The 13,648-nt window shown below is 45.4% G+C and carries 19 protein-coding genes; 11 read left to right on the plus strand and 8 right to left on the minus strand.

Annotated features, from left to right (window positions below; all coding sequences use genetic code 11):
• Positions 1–76: 76 nt before the first annotated feature.
• Genes ICV36_RS03235 through ICV36_RS03245 form a run of 3 tightly spaced genes read right to left on the minus strand, consistent with a single transcriptional unit; the run spans position 77 to position 1,547 of the window.
• Positions 77–655 carry a hypothetical protein gene (locus ICV36_RS03235; protein ID WP_215401102.1) on the minus strand — a complete coding sequence of 193 codons (579 nt, stop codon included), beginning with the start codon at positions 653–655 and terminating at the stop codon, positions 77–79.
• Between the two features lie 16 nt (positions 656–671).
• The gene (locus ICV36_RS03240; RefSeq protein ID WP_215401103.1) at positions 672–1,103 is read right to left on the minus strand and encodes a YbgC/FadM family acyl-CoA thioesterase; all 432 of its coding nucleotides are present in this window, start codon (positions 1,101–1,103) and stop codon (positions 672–674) included.
• A 6-nt stretch (positions 1,104–1,109) separates the two neighbouring features.
• The gene (locus ICV36_RS03245; protein WP_251375064.1) at positions 1,110–1,547 is read right to left on the minus strand and encodes a GNAT family N-acetyltransferase; all 438 of its coding nucleotides are present in this window, start codon (positions 1,545–1,547) and stop codon (positions 1,110–1,112) included.
• 162 nt (positions 1,548–1,709) lie between these two features.
• On the opposite strand from ICV36_RS03245, the gene ICV36_RS03250 reads away from it, so the two are divergent.
• A complete protein-coding gene (locus tag ICV36_RS03250; RefSeq protein ID WP_251375065.1) occupies positions 1,710–2,291 on the plus strand; it encodes a hypothetical protein in 582 nt (193 codons plus the stop codon).
• A gap of 100 nt (positions 2,292–2,391) precedes the next feature.
• Here the strand turns inward: ICV36_RS03250 and ICV36_RS03255 are convergent, their stop codons facing one another.
• Positions 2,392–2,616: a molybdopterin-binding protein gene (locus tag ICV36_RS03255; protein WP_215401104.1), complete on the minus strand. Its 225-nt coding sequence runs from the start codon at positions 2,614–2,616 to the stop codon at positions 2,392–2,394.
• A gap of 29 nt (positions 2,617–2,645) precedes the next feature.
• On the minus strand, positions 2,646–3,461 hold the full coding sequence (locus tag ICV36_RS03260) for a substrate-binding domain-containing protein (protein WP_215401543.1): 816 nt from the start codon (positions 3,459–3,461) through the stop codon (positions 2,646–2,648).
• 85 nt (positions 3,462–3,546) lie between these two features.
• On the opposite strand from ICV36_RS03260, the gene ICV36_RS03265 reads away from it, so the two are divergent.
• Positions 3,547–4,569, plus strand: coding sequence for a substrate-binding domain-containing protein (locus ICV36_RS03265; RefSeq protein ID WP_215401105.1), 1,023 nt, complete (start codon positions 3,547–3,549; stop codon positions 4,567–4,569).
• Between the two features lie 55 nt (positions 4,570–4,624).
• Positions 4,625–5,374 carry a molybdate ABC transporter substrate-binding protein gene (gene modA / locus ICV36_RS03270; protein WP_251375066.1) on the plus strand — a complete coding sequence of 250 codons (750 nt, stop codon included), beginning with the start codon at positions 4,625–4,627 and terminating at the stop codon, positions 5,372–5,374.
• 11 nt (positions 5,375–5,385) lie between these two features.
• On the opposite strand, the gene ICV36_RS03275 is transcribed toward modA, so the two are convergent.
• Positions 5,386–6,018 carry an FMN-binding negative transcriptional regulator gene (locus ICV36_RS03275; RefSeq protein WP_215401107.1) on the minus strand — a complete coding sequence of 211 codons (633 nt, stop codon included), beginning with the start codon at positions 6,016–6,018 and terminating at the stop codon, positions 5,386–5,388.
• A 174-nt stretch (positions 6,019–6,192) separates the two neighbouring features.
• Here ICV36_RS03275 and ICV36_RS03280 point away from each other — a divergent pair, with 174 nt between their 5' ends.
• The 3 genes from ICV36_RS03280 to ICV36_RS03290 all read left to right on the plus strand — a co-directional run bounded on the left by ICV36_RS03280 (position 6,193) and on the right by ICV36_RS03290 (position 8,815).
• Positions 6,193–6,438: a FeoA family protein gene (locus ICV36_RS03280; RefSeq protein ID WP_215401108.1), complete on the plus strand. Its 246-nt coding sequence runs from the start codon at positions 6,193–6,195 to the stop codon at positions 6,436–6,438.
• A complete protein-coding gene (locus ICV36_RS03285) occupies positions 6,431–8,344 on the plus strand; it encodes a ferrous iron transporter B (protein WP_215401109.1) in 1,914 nt (637 codons plus the stop codon). Before ICV36_RS03280 ends, ICV36_RS03285 begins: the two co-directional genes overlap by 8 nt.
• Positions 8,345–8,422: 78 nt before the next feature.
• Positions 8,423–8,815 carry a cytochrome c5 family protein gene (locus tag ICV36_RS03290; protein ID WP_215401110.1) on the plus strand — a complete coding sequence of 131 codons (393 nt, stop codon included), beginning with the start codon at positions 8,423–8,425 and terminating at the stop codon, positions 8,813–8,815.
• A gap of 5 nt (positions 8,816–8,820) precedes the next feature.
• Here the strand turns inward: ICV36_RS03290 and ICV36_RS03295 are convergent, their stop codons facing one another.
• Positions 8,821–9,822 (minus strand): tripartite tricarboxylate transporter substrate binding protein, encoded by a 1,002-nt coding sequence (locus tag ICV36_RS03295; RefSeq protein WP_215401111.1) that lies wholly within the window; start codon positions 9,820–9,822, stop codon positions 8,821–8,823.
• Positions 9,823–9,928: 106 nt separating this feature from the next.
• Between ICV36_RS03295 and ICV36_RS03300 the strand changes: the two genes are divergently transcribed.
• Positions 9,929–10,210, plus strand: a complete 282-nt coding sequence (locus ICV36_RS03300; RefSeq protein WP_215401112.1) for a SemiSWEET transporter — start codon at positions 9,929–9,931, stop codon at positions 10,208–10,210.
• A gap of 35 nt (positions 10,211–10,245) precedes the next feature.
• Positions 10,246–10,938 carry a fumarylacetoacetate hydrolase family protein gene (locus ICV36_RS03305; RefSeq protein ID WP_215401113.1) on the plus strand — a complete coding sequence of 231 codons (693 nt, stop codon included), beginning with the start codon at positions 10,246–10,248 and terminating at the stop codon, positions 10,936–10,938.
• A 56-nt stretch (positions 10,939–10,994) separates the two neighbouring features.
• Here ICV36_RS03305 and ICV36_RS03310 read toward each other — a convergent pair whose 3' ends face one another.
• A complete protein-coding gene (locus ICV36_RS03310; protein ID WP_215401114.1) occupies positions 10,995–11,774 on the minus strand; it encodes an enoyl-CoA hydratase/isomerase family protein in 780 nt (259 codons plus the stop codon).
• Between the two features lie 111 nt (positions 11,775–11,885).
• Here ICV36_RS03310 and ICV36_RS03315 point away from each other — a divergent pair, with 111 nt between their 5' ends.
• From ICV36_RS03315 to ICV36_RS03325, 3 genes are all read left to right on the plus strand, one after another.
• The gene (locus tag ICV36_RS03315; protein WP_215401115.1) at positions 11,886–12,044 is read left to right on the plus strand and encodes a DUF5993 family protein; all 159 of its coding nucleotides are present in this window, start codon (positions 11,886–11,888) and stop codon (positions 12,042–12,044) included.
• Between the two features lie 5 nt (positions 12,045–12,049).
• The gene (locus ICV36_RS03320) at positions 12,050–12,613 is read left to right on the plus strand and encodes a disulfide bond formation protein B (RefSeq protein ID WP_215401116.1); all 564 of its coding nucleotides are present in this window, start codon (positions 12,050–12,052) and stop codon (positions 12,611–12,613) included.
• 90 nt (positions 12,614–12,703) lie between these two features.
• Positions 12,704–13,648 (plus strand): tripartite tricarboxylate transporter substrate binding protein, encoded by a 945-nt coding sequence (locus tag ICV36_RS03325; protein WP_251375067.1) that lies wholly within the window; start codon positions 12,704–12,706, stop codon positions 13,646–13,648.

Here is a 13,648-nt window from a genome sequence, read left to right on the forward strand (position 1 = left end):
AGCTGCCACGCCAATGCGCTTGCAGTAAGAAGTTCTATTTTAAGTCACCAACCCTATAAGCTAGGAAATGAGTGGATTACGCAGGATTCCAGAGGTTTGGTACCACGGTATTGGCATAACCAGAGACAAACGATTTCTCTGCTCCGGTGACAGGATCAAATACCGAGCGATGAATGCGCCCAATATTGCCACCATATACATGAATGCTGATCGAGGTCTGGTTGGGCAGGCTATTTTCGACAACATGAATATCATGTGTATCTGGAGAGACGGTGTCCACGTGTCCAGGTAGGCTGATGCAAGCTTTCCCAGCTTTGAAGCTACCATCCGCTTGGCGATAGTAGGGCGTGCCTGTTTCTTTCCCGCGCAGCTGACCAATCATTCCCCAAACGGTGTGGTTGTGTAAAGGCGTTTTCTGTCCTGGACCCCACACAAAGCTCACAACCGAGAATCGGTCTAGCGGGTCGGCATATAGGAGGTATTGCTGGTAATACTGTGGATGAGGCTTGGTAAATACTTCAGGTAGCCAATCATCTGTTGCAACCAGTTTCTCAAGTATTTTTTTGCCGTCACTAAAAATTATCTCTTCACTTGGTTGTTTCTCGAGCATAAGGCTGAGCTCTTTAACAAAAGTCAGCAATTTACCGTCAGACATTTTTTGCTCCATGACATTACTCATCCTGGAATACGCAATCTGGCCATGCCTTGGGTTTGAGTGTATTGGTATCAACGCAAACAATATGGAGCACAGCACTAGCAATCACTTGGAATTCTTCGCTGTCAGGTAGCTTTCTTTGCGCAGTCTGTTTCACAGTCACTTGAGTGCGACCACGATGCTCAATCACTTGATCTATGTATAGCAAGTCATCTAAACGCCCTGGTTTATAGAAATTCATGGTGAGTTCGCGCAGTGGCATCACCATCGTAAATTCATTCGCAAGCTTAGTAGGGCTTAGTCCCCGTTGAGCCAGCCACTCTGCACGACTGCGTTCAAATATCTCCAGATAGCGTCCGTGATAGACAAAACCCGCGGCATCAGTATCGGAATAGCAAACACGATGTGTGTAGATAAAGGCTGGGTTTTTTGAGTGGGTAGTAGTCATTGCTTGCTAGGTCAAATTGGGTAATAAGAGAATCATATTACGATGCGGAATACCTGCCTCGTCATAGGTATCCCCTTGTGCTTGAAAGCCCAGTTTTTCATAAAAAGGAATGGCAGTCAGCTGGGAGTGCAGAATGATGGTCTTTGCCCCTTGATGGATAGCTAGTCCAACCAGCTTTTCTAGGATTTGTTTACCTATGCCCATGCCTCTAGATGGGGTCAATACGGCCATACGCCCAATTTGGCACTGGCCCTCACCCAAATCCACCAGTCTTCCTGTGCCAATACACTGTGCATCTTGGTAAGCCAAGACATGGGTGGCGGATGGGTCAAATTGATCTAATTCAAGCTCGGCGGGCACCCTTTGTTCTTGAATGAAGACTGCCTGGCGTACCCCAAAGGCATCTACCTTAGCCTCTCGCCACGGTTTAATCAGTAATTCCAAGATTCAAAATCCCCTTATTTTTGGATTCCGTAATAATTTAACAAATCAGTAGGTGGGTGGAGATTGCTTATTGCTGTGCAAAACTGCCTTAATCCATGGTTACAATGGATCGTGGTTCTGAACAGGACCCATCCAAAACTTATTACTCAATTAGGAGTTATCTTGAAGAAATCTTTATTAGCTGGTTTGTTTGCGGCAGTGGGCATTACTTTTGCAAGTTCTGTATTTGCACAACTTCCAACGAAGATGTTGCCTTTGGCAGCAGACGTTATCGTTTTGAGCGCAGCGGTTGATTCAGTTGACGCAAAGAAGCGTGTTGTTGTTTTGAAAGATGCAAATGGTAATTTGGTGCAGATGAATGTTGCTAAATCTGTGAATGATTTAGATAAGGTTAAAAAGGGCGACGTGTTCATGGTTGAGCATGCGCAAGCAGTTGCTGTTGGATTAACGGCTGCTGGTAAAGATCAAAAACCAGGTGTCTCTGGTGTGCGTTCTGTAGTAATCGCTGGCAAAGGTTCTGCTAAACCTTTTGAAGAGACAACAGAAACGGTATACGCAACTGTCAAGATTTCCACCATCGATCAAAAGACACGCATCGTTACTTTTGCAATGCCCAACGGTGAAAAGCAAAAAGTTAAAGTGGACCCATCCGTTCTTGGTCTTGAAAAGTTCAAGGCTGGTGACGACGTTATGGTTGAGTTCGTTGACGACACAGCTATTGGCTTTGTAATGCCGAAGAAGTAAACATTAATCAGTAACTCAATGGCTGGGTAGTTCACCAGCAACAAAAAAGCCCGCTATGCGGGCTTTTTTACATCTAAATAAGGTGCAATGTGGTACCTGCTTAGGCGTCTTTGGCAATCATGACATCAGAAGCTTTGATTACTGCCCAGGCCTGATCTCCAACCTTTAGGTTGAGCTCATCAACCGCTTCATTGGTGATAGAGGCTGTAACAATATGACCGCCGCCAATGTCGATCTTCACATGAGAGGTGGTCTGGCCCATTTTGAGTTCAACTACTTTACCGTTCAGAGTGTTGCGAGCACTAAGTTTGACTTTGAGTTCCATGATTTCTCCTTGTTTGTATGGTTAGAATTTTACTTCTTCGCATTAGGAAAGAAGAGTTGCTCGCCATCAATTTTGTAACTAGCAATCACATCTTGCCCATTCTTGGAAATTAGCCAATCAATGAATTCCTGACCTTGTGCTTTTTTCACATGAGGGAATTTTGCTGGATTGACCAACATTACACCGTATTGATTAAAGAGCTTCGGATCACCTTGTACCAAAATGACGAGATCACCACGATTCTTGAAGCTGAGCCAAGTGCCGCGGTCTGCCAAGATGTAGCCATTCATTGCTGATGCTGTATTAAGGGCAGGGCCCATGCCAGAACCAGTTTCCTTGTACCAGGCTGGCCCAGGTGAAACGGAGATTCCAGCACCTTTCCAGTAACGCAATTCTGCAGCATGCGTGCCGCTCTTATCACCGCGAGATATGAATGGCGCTTGCGCTGCAGAAATCTTTTGAAATGCCGCTTGGATATCCTTGCCGCCACCGACTTTTGCCGGATCGGATTTGGGCCCAATCAAAATAAAGTCGTTGTACATCACTTCGTAGCGCTTGGTCGAATAACCTTCTTCCACGAATTTTTCTTCGGCAGGTTTGTCATGAACAAATACGACATCTGCATCGCCACGACGACCAATATCTAATGCTTGGCCAGTACCGACAGCAACAACCTTCACCTCAATGCCAGTCTTCATTTTAAAAATTGGCAGCATGTAATTAAAAAGGCCGGATTGTTCGGTGGAGGTGGTGGAGGACACCACAATACTTTTTTCTTGGGCGTATAACTCAAACGATGTAATGGATAGGGCTGCTAGTGCCGTAAGGAATAGTTTGCGAATCATTTTTTTCATGTCTGCACTCTAAGTAGTTGATTAAATGTCTATCATCGCATACATTAATACTTAATGAATATGCAAAAGATTACATATGCAAATTGAAGTGCGACCAACCCTAATTGTTAAGACCAAAGCTGAAGGAAAAACCTCGGTGGACCTCATTTGGCTTGCTCAGTTGCTCAAAGATATTGGTGGCGGCAGCTCTCTAGTAATTGCCAGCAAGAAATCAGGTACTTCCTATAGGGGAGCCTGGGGAAAATTAAATCAGGTTGAAGATGAATTAGGTATGCCGCTGATTGTTCGGACAAAAGGTCATGGGTCTAAATTGACTGAATTCGGTACATTTTTAATTCAGTTTATTGAAGACATGCAAGCGGGGTATCTGAAGTACGATGCCCAGTACCATGATCTTCTGGTAAAAGAGATTCAGAAAATACAAAAGTCAGAAAGAATTCGTTGGAAATTTTTCTCCAGTAGTGATTCCATTATTCAAAAAGCAGCTGGAGAAATAAAAGGAGTTGAGCTCAAGATTGCGGGCTCAGGCGAATCTTTGGAGAAGCTTCTGAACAATGAGGCACACATTGCTGGATATCATGTTTCTGACCCTGGTAGTTCGAAGGCAATCTATCAGCGCTTATCAAAAAATAATATTGAAATTTATCCCGTGATGAAACGCATCCAAGGATTGATTGTCAAAAAGGGAAATCCACTACATATTCGTTCGGTTGAGGATTTGATGGGCAAAAGGATTCGATTTATTAATCGACAGATTGGGTCCGGGACTCGATTGTTGTTGGATCAGCTTCTCATGGAGGAAGGGGTCGATCCATTGGAAATTAACGGTTACTTGCATGAAGAGTTTACCCATTCAGCCGTCGCCAACGCCATACTCGCTGGCAAAGCTGATGTTGGTTTGGGGGTCAAGAACATTGCTATCGAAAACGGCTTGGGTTTTGTGCCCTTAAGAGATGAAATTTTCTTTATTGCGATGCATAAAGAGATGGCAGCCCAATCAGTTTCATCTAAATTGATACGCAAAATCCGAAGTTCTTCTGGAGAGACTCCAGGTTATAAGGCGGTTAGCTTAAATAGACAAATTCAGGAATGGCTGTAGTTTTCTTGAGGCTTTTATATAGCGCCGAATCTACTAGAATGGACTGCATATGATCATGCGACTCCTTGCCTTCTTTGCGACATTTTGGCTTTTTACTGCCAGTGCACTTGCACAGGTATCGACTGTCGCGGTTGCCGCAAACATGAAGGATGCCTTTGCGGAAATCATGACCTCATTTAGATCTACAGGCAGGCCGGAGATGAGGGTGGTTTATGGCTCCTCCGGCAACTTCACGACGCAGATTATGAATGGCGCTCCATTTAATTTGTTTATTTCTGCCGACGAGTATTTCCCAAGCGAGCTCTATAAAAATGGCAAGACAGTAGATGAGGGCGTTATATATGCCATTGGTAAGTTAGCCATTATTACTAAATCCTCTTCGGGTATCGACTTACTGGACGGTAAAGCAGATATTGCAAAAGCGATTGCTAAGGCCAATAAGGTTGCGATTGCAAAACCTGAGCTTGCGCCCTATGGTAGGGCGGCAGTTCAGTATTTAAAAGCAGAAGGTCTTTGGGATCTTGCCAAAGATAAGTTGGTTTATGCCGATAATATTGGCGCCGCTACAGCCTACGTGGTGAGTGGTGCGGCTGATATTGGATTTACTGCTTTTTCTTTGGCAAAGTCACCAGAACTTGTAAAGCAAACCCGTTTCGTATTGGTGGATTCTAAGTTTTATGATCCCATTAAGCAGCGCATGGTTCTCATCAAAGGTGCGCCTCCAGAGGCGGTTGATTTGTATCGCTTCATGCAGGGGTCTCAGGCCAAAGCTATTCTGCAAAAATACGGTTACACCACTCCTTAGATCATTCCGGATTACTTGGGTGCTCTCATGTATTGAAGCATTTCTTGTAAAGCTTCTTTGGGCGAATGGCGTAGTTGTGTAACAACCGCCTCGAAGTCCTCGGCAGGGCGATTCTGACTGAGCTTAAATTTTCCAACTAAGCTCTTGATATCGATCTCAATGCCGATAATGGCCTTGAGCATGGTTTGTACATATTCTTCGGGGGCGTCATCTAACTTCCATGTTGACTGATATGTAGGTTCGTGAATATCAGTCATTTGTGAAACGTGGCTTCTGAGCCATTGTGGGTCATCAATCAACTTGATGGTGCCTTCAGCATGCGCTACAGCATAGTTCCAAGTTGGAACTACTTTTCCACTCTCTTGCTTGGATGGGTACCAAGATGGCGTTACGTAAGCATTCGGTCCATTAAATATTGCTGTAACAGAAGGATTGCCGCTACTCGCAAGTTTGGTTAGTGGATTCATCTTGGCGATATGACCGTATAGCTTGGTTCTATCTGCGCTCAACATCAATGGGAGGTGGTTCACTTCTAGATGACCGTCTATATTCCCCGCAATAATGGCAAGAGGGTATTCGGCAATCAATTGAGCCAGTATTGCAGGATCTTCAACGAGAAAATGTTTTGGTAAGTACATAGTCATTCAGATTATGGAATATGTGAATCAGTATGCATTAATCCACCTGTTTTTGTTTTGGATCAAGCCCCTAGGCCCTTAAATGCGGCATTATTCATGTTAAATCGCCCTTTAGACGAATGATATTCATTCTCATTTGTCGTTATAATGACCCATACACAAGCTAAAAAAGCAGATTGAATGAATTTGGACCAGGTCGACTTAGGCAGTCTTTATCGCGTCAGTGAAATCAATGCCCCCAAAGGCGCCCCTCAAATTAAGGGGCAGTTGGAGGATATTGGCTTTTTGCCTGGTGAGCAGGTAACGGTATTGCGCAAAGGTCTTTTGGGTAAAGGGCCTTATATGGTTCGCGTGGGTGCATCTACTTTTGCATTACGCCAATCTGAGGCGCGTCTGATTTTGGTTGAATCTGCAGCGCATGTCTGAAGCTAAAGTTCATTTTTATTCGAGTGATCCGCTCGTAGCCTTATTGGGTAATCCCAATTGTGGCAAAACTGCTTTATTCAATTTATTGACTGGTAGTCGACAGAAGGTTGCCAACTATTCCGGTGTAACTGTTGAGCGCAAAGAAGGACGTCTATCCCTTGAGTCCGGTAAAAATATTCGCATTCTGGATTTGCCCGGCGCCTATAGTCTTTACCCTAGATCGCTTGATGAGCGTGTAACTTGCAATGTACTACTTGGAAGGGCTGAGGGCGAGAAGCGCCCAGATTTAGTTGTTTGCGTATTGAGCGCCATGAATCTGCGTCGCAATTTACGCTTAGTGCTTGCGGCAAAGCGCTTGGGTCTGCCTTGTATCGTTGTTCTCAATATGCTCGATATTGCCAAGCGACAGGGCTTGCAGATTGATACTGCTGCGCTATCGAATGAATTGGGTTTGCCAGCACTCACCAGCGTTGGCATTCAAGCAGATGGTGCCGATGAGATTAAGCGCTTTTTATCAAACTTGGACTGGCGCAATCTCAATGGCCTGCGCACTGGTACAAGCGACGCCACTCTGGAAAATGTGGCATCTCATATTGCCCATACTGAAACCGACAACATTCAAGTGCAAAGAATTTTGCAAAACCTCAAGCTTGATCAAATCATTCCTGACCAGTTGAGCGATCGATTGGATGCGGTGTTGCTTCACCCAGTCTTTGGTCCTTTGATTTTGGTGGCGTTGCTCTTTTGCATCTTCCAAGCGGTATTTAGCTGGGCCACCGTACCCATGGATCTCATTAAGACAGCAGTCGAGTATTTAGGGGCGCAGATTGTGGAGCTGCTGCCAAATGGTTGGCTACGTAGTTTATTAATCAATGGCATTTTGGCAGGCTTAGGTGGCGTGGTGATTTTTTTGCCACAAATTTTGATTCTGTTCTTCTTTATCTTGTTGCTTGAAGAATCTGGCTACCTTCCAAGAGCAGCTTATTTGCTCGATCGGGTGATGGGATCCGTTGGACTCTCTGGTCGATCCTTTATTCCATTGCTGTCTAGTTTTGCTTGTGCTATTCCAGGCATCATGGCCACACGAAGTATTTCTAATGCGCGCGATCGCATGGTGACCATTTTGATTGCACCTATGATGACCTGCTCTGCGCGTTTACCGGTCTACGCCTTATTAATCTCTGCATTCATTCCTGAGCAAAAGCTCTGGGCTGGTATTGATCTACAGGGCTTGGTGCTATTTTTGCTCTACCTTGCTGGAATATTGGGCGCGATGGCTGTAGCCTGGATTCTGAAGCGCTTTACTAGCGAGCAATTTAAGATGAATGCGCTCATGATGGAGTTGCCAAGTTATCACTTGCCACGCATAGGTAATTTAGCTATCAGCTTGTGGCAACGTGCAGAGATATTCCTGCGTCGTGTCGGTGGAATTATTTTGCTCATGACCGTTGGTTTGTGGGCACTATCTAGTTTTCCATTTCCACCTGAAGGTGCGACAGGGTCGCCGATTCAATATAGTTTTGCTGGCATGATTGGACAAGCCCTCGCACACATCTTCTCGCCGATTGGCTTTAATTGGCAAATCAGTATTGCTTTAGTGCCAGGTATGGCCGCTCGTGAAGTTGTAGTCAGCTCACTGGCAACGGTATATGCGCTTTCTAGTTCAAGCGTAGACGCAACAGAGGCATTGATCCCTTTAATTTCTAGTGGCTGGTCTTTGGCTACTGCATTGTCTTTGCTGGCCTGGTTTGTATTTGCACCACAGTGTTTATCGACTATCGCAGCGGTTAAGCGCGAGACAGGCGGATGGAAGATTCCAGTCATTATGCTTAGCTACTTATTTGGCTTAGCTTACTTGGCAGCCTTCATAACCTATCAGCTTGCTAGCGCCCTTGGATTGGCCTAATTGTTTTTGATCAACGCAGTGCAGATATCCTCAATTTGAGATACATTCTTAATCATTCATTCGTTAAGAGGTGTCCAGATGCGCTTTAAGTCCTTTATCTCTTTGGTGTCATGTCTAGCAGCCGTATGCGGCTCAAGTCTAGCAATGGCCCAATCTGGCGAGAATACCTACAAACAAGTCTGCGCAAATTGCCACGCTACTGGCGTTCTCAATGCCCCAAAATTTGGCGACAAAGCCAAATGGAAGTCATTAATAGCTGAGGGTCAGGTAGAGTTGACAGGGCATGCTTATTTTGGCGTGCGAGGAATGCCGCCCAAAGGGGGCAGCCCCAACCTGAGTGTTGAGGGCTTTGCTAATGCTTTAGTTTATATGGTCAATAACTCGGGTGGAAATTGGAGTCCACCAGATGCTAAAACGCTAGCAGCTATCAATAACGAAGTTGAAGCACGCAAAGCGGGCCTGAAAAAGTAAGCCTATCAATCTGATTTGATATTGGCGTCCTTCACTACCTTGCCCCACATAGCTAATTCATTGTGAATGCGCTTGGCAGATTCTGCTGGCGACAAAAAGTTTACATAGACACCAGCGGCTAACATGCGCTCTTGTACTTCAGGGCGTTGCAAGATGATCTTGATATCTGCACTGAGTTTATCGATGATGGGTTTAGGTGTTCCTGCTGGAGCCAAAATACCAAACATACTCACCACGTCAAAGTTTGGCAAACCTGTAGCTTCAGTGACCGTGGGAACATCAGGTAGTTGACTAATGCGTTTAGCGGTAGTCACAGCAAGGGGCCTAAGCTGACCTGCTTGAATAAATTGCAAGGCTGCAGGCACTGTTTCAGACATGGTGAGCACTTGTCCGCCCACTAAATCAGTCATAGCGGGGCCGCTGCCTTTATAGGGAACGTGCAATAGATCTAAGCCAAGCTGATAGCGAAACATTTCCATGGCAAGTCGCTGTGGGGCACCAGCGCCTGACGAAGCAAATGTTAGCTTACCCGGATTTGCTTTGGCATAAGCGATGAACTCTTTCATATTCTTTACAGGGACTGATGGGTTCACCACAAAAACCAATGGCACAACTCCCACCACGTCAACTGGCGTGAAGTCTTTCTCCAAGTTGTATTTGATCTTATCTTTATCAAGATTTGCATTAATGGAGTGCGATGTCAGCGCCCCCATTAACAGCGTGTAACCATCGGCTGGAGATTTAGCAACCATATCGGCGCCGATATTGCCGCTATCCCCCGCACGGTTATCAGGTACGACCTGTTGATTTAGTGATTTGGAGAGTTCTTGCGCCATGATTCGCCCAATGACATCAGTGGCACCACCAGGCGGATAGGGTATTACCAATTTAATGGGCTTGTCTGGATAGTTTTTGATTGTGGCGCTATTGGTTTGGGCTAGCAAGGGCGCGCAAATGAAGCCAGTACAAAGAAGTAGGCCAAGGCCTTTAATAATAGGTTGTCTCATTTTGTATTTTTAATAGTGGGGTAAGAAGGGATTTTCTACTATCTACGGTATAAAAATTCATGCGCTGCGTCAATGATTTCTAAATTTCCCTAACTACAATGGGCAAATGACTTTAGAGCCACACCAAATTGAGATGATTGGTTATTGCGCTGCATTCTTGACCACCATAGCCTTTTTGCCCCAAGCAATTCAGTCTTGGCGTACCCGAGACCTTTCGGGGATTTCATTGGGGATGTACTCTTTGTTTACGGTGGGCGTGGGTTTGTGGTTAGTTTATGGCCTCATTATTGAAAAGTGGCCCCTCATACTGGCAAATGCGATGACCTTTGCTTTAGCGCTTAGTATTTTGTTGCTGAAATTGCGTCATACTTCCAAGTATCAGAAATAAAACATGTATCCATCAAAATTCTTTGAAAGGTTTTTATGTCTTCAGCATTTGTGATTGAACCACCAGCAGTGATTTCTTTGCCAGTAACAGGCGATACTCGACGCTTTGCGGTGAATCGCATTTACTGCGTGGGCCGTAACTATGCAGATCATGCGCGCGAGATGGGTCATGATCCTGATCGTGAGCCCCCTTTCTTTTTTATGAAGCCTGCTAATTCGATTGTGACGGATGGTAAAGATATGGCATATCCAAGCCTATCGAGCGATGTGCACCATGAGATCGAAATGGTGGTGGCGATAGGCAAGGGTGGTGCAAATATTTCTGCTGATAAAGCACTAGACCATGTCTATGGTTATGGAGTTGGTTTAGATATGACTCGCCGTGACCTACAAGGCGAGGCAAAGAAAATGGGTCGCCCCTGGGATACAGGCAAGGCGTTTGATCAGTCGGCTCCTTGTGGCGAGATTACGCCTGCAAGTCAATGTGGCCATCCGGCTAAGGGCGCTGTTAAGCTTTTAGTGAACGGTGAGGTTCGTCAAGAAGGCGATCTCAATCAACTGATATGGAATGTTCCCGACACCATCGCGTATCTCTCTACCTTATTCACTTTAGAACCGGGTGACCTTATTTTCTCAGGCACTCCAGCAGGAGTAGGGCCGGTGAAAAAGGGTGATGTTCTCGAGGGCAGCGTTGCAGGCTTGGCAAACTTAAAGACAAAAATTCTGTAAATGCAAAAGAGGCTTGGGACGATACATGCCCTAGGGTCTGAGTTGCAGTAATCGTTTTACTTGCCTACCCACTGGGGTGGACGACCTTCCAAGAAGGCATTCACGCCCTCCTTAAAGTCTTTGCTGTTATAGGTCTCTCGCATGAGATCTGTGCAGTCCGGAAGATTGCTTTGAAGTAAGCGGGCTAATGTGAGCTTGCTTGCTTTTTGAGTGATTGGCGCTAGAGCTGCCAGTTTCTCAGCAAGCGCATTGACAGATGTTCGAAGATCTGCAGCTTCTGCGGTTTGGTAGAGAAATCCTGACTCTAATAATTCTGGTGCTTTGATCAGTTCTGCTGTCAGCAGCATTTTTTTAACCAACGGAATCCCAAGGTGCGCTGCAAGCCAGGAAAGATTGCTTGGCGATAAACAGTTTCCTAAAGTCTTCGCAACAGGTATACCAAAGCGAGCATCTGGAGTTGAAATACGAAAATCACAAGCGGTCGCCATTAAAAGCCCACTGCCTACCGCCAAACCTTCAATCATGGCAATAGTTGGCAGAGGTAGTTGTTGCAGGGAGGCAAAGATGTGGTCAACAGCCACCTCATAAGCCTCATCTTTTTTAAGGCCAACAAATTGTTCGATGTCACTGCCAGATACAAACGCTTTATCTCCTGCCCCCCGCAATATAGTGACTCGAATAGCCTCATTTGTAGCTAATGAATCACAAATCTGCTTAAGCTCTTCATACATCGGCCAAGTTAGTGCGTTGCGGGCAGCCGGATTATTAAAGGTCACCCATGCAATCATTCCATCGATTTCTAGATCCAAGCAGGGCGGGGTGGAGTGAATAGTCATGGAGCTATTCTAAACAATCGCTTGTCAGTAGATCCATATAAAAGACCACTCCTTAAACCCTGTAATACCTCTTTTGGTGATACGTCGAGTGTCGTGCGCTAGAATTCTCCTATGTATATGTTTCTACCCTTTCTGACAGCTTTTATCGGACTTGTTCTAGTCTGGTTTGAGAAGCGTCTTGCAGGCTTGGTAGTTTTGGCAATTACCGTTGGGATACTGTTGGTTTGGTTCCGTTTTCATGCAACTAGCCACCTCAACATTAGTCTGTAAACGCCGTGACTAGACATTCTTTTCCCTCATTAGCAGCCCTAGGAAATCAGCTTGCCTTATTGGCTGTTGTTGGCGTTTCGTCTTATGCGTTTTTTGATCAGCTGTATTTTGGTGAGCTACCTTGCCCCTTGTGTTTAATGCAGCGCATTGGGTTTGTGGTCATTGGTTTCGCCTTGGTTTTAAATATTCGTTGCGGCGCACATTCCGCTCACTACGGCTGGGGCATTATCGGCGGTCTAGTTGGCATGATGGTTTCTTTGCGTCAAGTGCTGATTCATGTTTTACCTGGCGATAAAGGGTATGGAACCACTTTTCTAGAGTTGCATTTTTATACTTGGGCCTATGTTGGTTATACCGGCTTGTTACTCGGTTTAGCAGTTCTCTTGATGCTACCTAATCGCGATGTTCGCTCGCGCTCTTGGTTTGCAAATGCTTTGATAATTATTTTTATACTTTTAGTATTTGGAAATCTTCTTTCCACTTTACTAGAATGCGGTATTGGTCCTTGTGATGACACTCCCACGAAATACAAGGGTTTGATATGGCTTCGCTCCTACCTTGGTTTTTAACTTAGACATTTCGGTCTAGTTCTCAGTAAATCAAATATGCAATACTCCAGGGCTTGTAAGCAACTCCTGCTTTTCTGTCTAGCGTTGCTGGTGACTATTAGTGCTCATGGGCAATCTAAATCAGTAGCGAATTCCGCTTGGCCGCGGCAGCCAATTCGGATTATTGTTACCTTTACGCCAGGTGGTGCGCCTGATATCTTAGCGCGTGTATTAGCAGAAAGCTGGCAGCAGAGTCTGGGTGTGCCGGTGCTAGTAGAGAACAAGCCAGGTTATGGTGGCAATATAGGCGCAGATATAGTTGCTAAGAGCGAGCCTGATGGCTACACCTTATTGATTGGTACGGTGGGCATACATGCCATTAATGGTGCGCTGTATGAAAAGATGTCTTTTGATCCTGTGAAGGATTTCACGCCCATCAGTTTTTTAGCTAGCACGCCGAACGTATTGATCGTCAATAAAAAATTAGGCGTCAGCAATCTTCATGAATTAATTGAACTGGCAAAGGCAAAGCCAAACCAACTCACTTTTGGCTCTTCTGGGGTTGGCACCTCACTACATATGTCTGGTGAATTGTTTAAGGAAATGGCGGGCGTACAGATCAGGCATATCCCATACAAAGGACGTGCTCAATCGCTGCCTGACTTACTCAGCGGTCGCATTTCAATGCTCTTTGATAACCTGTCATCCTCTTTGGCTTTAATTAAAGCAGGCGAAGTTCAGGCATTGGGCGTCACCACATTAAAGCGTTCACATGCTGCCCCGGAAATTCCGACCCTAGCAGAGCAAGGGCTGACTGGTTTTGAAGCGGTATCTTGGTTTTCTTTAATGGCGCCAGCAAATTTGCCGCCCCAGATTCAAATGCGCTTAAATCAAATGGTGCACCAAACCTTGGCTAACCCTGAGGTGAAATCCCGTCTTCTGGCTGGCGGCCTCGATCCTGCGCCTGGCAGTCCAAAAGATCTTTCTAAGCTGATTTCCTCAGAAGCAAGCAAATGGGGAAGGGTGGTGCAGCAATCGGGTGCAAAATTAGAGTAG

Origin of the sequence: Polynucleobacter sp. MWH-UH35A, assembly GCF_018687075.1 — a bacterium.
In the GTDB taxonomy this organism is placed as follows: domain Bacteria; phylum Pseudomonadota; class Gammaproteobacteria; order Burkholderiales; family Burkholderiaceae; genus Polynucleobacter.

Bases quoted from the DNA above. Each gene is read 5' to 3' on its own strand.
- ICV36_RS03300 (WP_215401112.1), top strand. From the start codon at position 9,929: ATGACTTTAGAGCCACACCAAATTGAGATGATTGGTTATTGCGCTGCA.
- ICV36_RS03295 (WP_215401111.1), bottom strand. From the start codon at position 9,822: ATGAGACAACCTATTATTAAAGGCCTTGGCCTACTTCTTTGTACTGGC.
- ICV36_RS03260 (WP_215401543.1), bottom strand. From the start codon at position 3,461: ATGATTCGCAAACTATTCCTTACGGCACTAGCAGCCCTATCCATTACA.
- ICV36_RS03240 (WP_215401103.1), bottom strand. From the start codon at position 1,103: ATGACTACTACCCACTCAAAAAACCCAGCCTTTATCTACACACATCGT.
- ICV36_RS03305 (WP_215401113.1), top strand. From the start codon at position 10,246: ATGTCTTCAGCATTTGTGATTGAACCACCAGCAGTGATTTCTTTGCCA.
- ICV36_RS03265 (WP_215401105.1), top strand. From the start codon at position 3,547: ATGCAAATTGAAGTGCGACCAACCCTAATTGTTAAGACCAAAGCTGAA.
- ICV36_RS03290 (WP_215401110.1), top strand. From the start codon at position 8,423: ATGCGCTTTAAGTCCTTTATCTCTTTGGTGTCATGTCTAGCAGCCGTA.
- ICV36_RS03235 (WP_215401102.1), bottom strand. From the start codon at position 655: ATGTCTGACGGTAAATTGCTGACTTTTGTTAAAGAGCTCAGCCTTATG.
- ICV36_RS03280 (WP_215401108.1), top strand. From the start codon at position 6,193: ATGAATTTGGACCAGGTCGACTTAGGCAGTCTTTATCGCGTCAGTGAA.
- modA (WP_251375066.1), top strand. From the start codon at position 4,625: ATGCGACTCCTTGCCTTCTTTGCGACATTTTGGCTTTTTACTGCCAGT.
- ICV36_RS03315 (WP_215401115.1), top strand. From the start codon at position 11,886: ATGTATATGTTTCTACCCTTTCTGACAGCTTTTATCGGACTTGTTCTA.
- ICV36_RS03285 (WP_215401109.1), top strand. From the start codon at position 6,431: ATGTCTGAAGCTAAAGTTCATTTTTATTCGAGTGATCCGCTCGTAGCC.
- ICV36_RS03310 (WP_215401114.1), bottom strand. From the start codon at position 11,774: ATGACTATTCACTCCACCCCGCCCTGCTTGGATCTAGAAATCGATGGA.
- ICV36_RS03275 (WP_215401107.1), bottom strand. From the start codon at position 6,018: ATGACTATGTACTTACCAAAACATTTTCTCGTTGAAGATCCTGCAATA.
- ICV36_RS03255 (WP_215401104.1), bottom strand. From the start codon at position 2,616: ATGGAACTCAAAGTCAAACTTAGTGCTCGCAACACTCTGAACGGTAAA.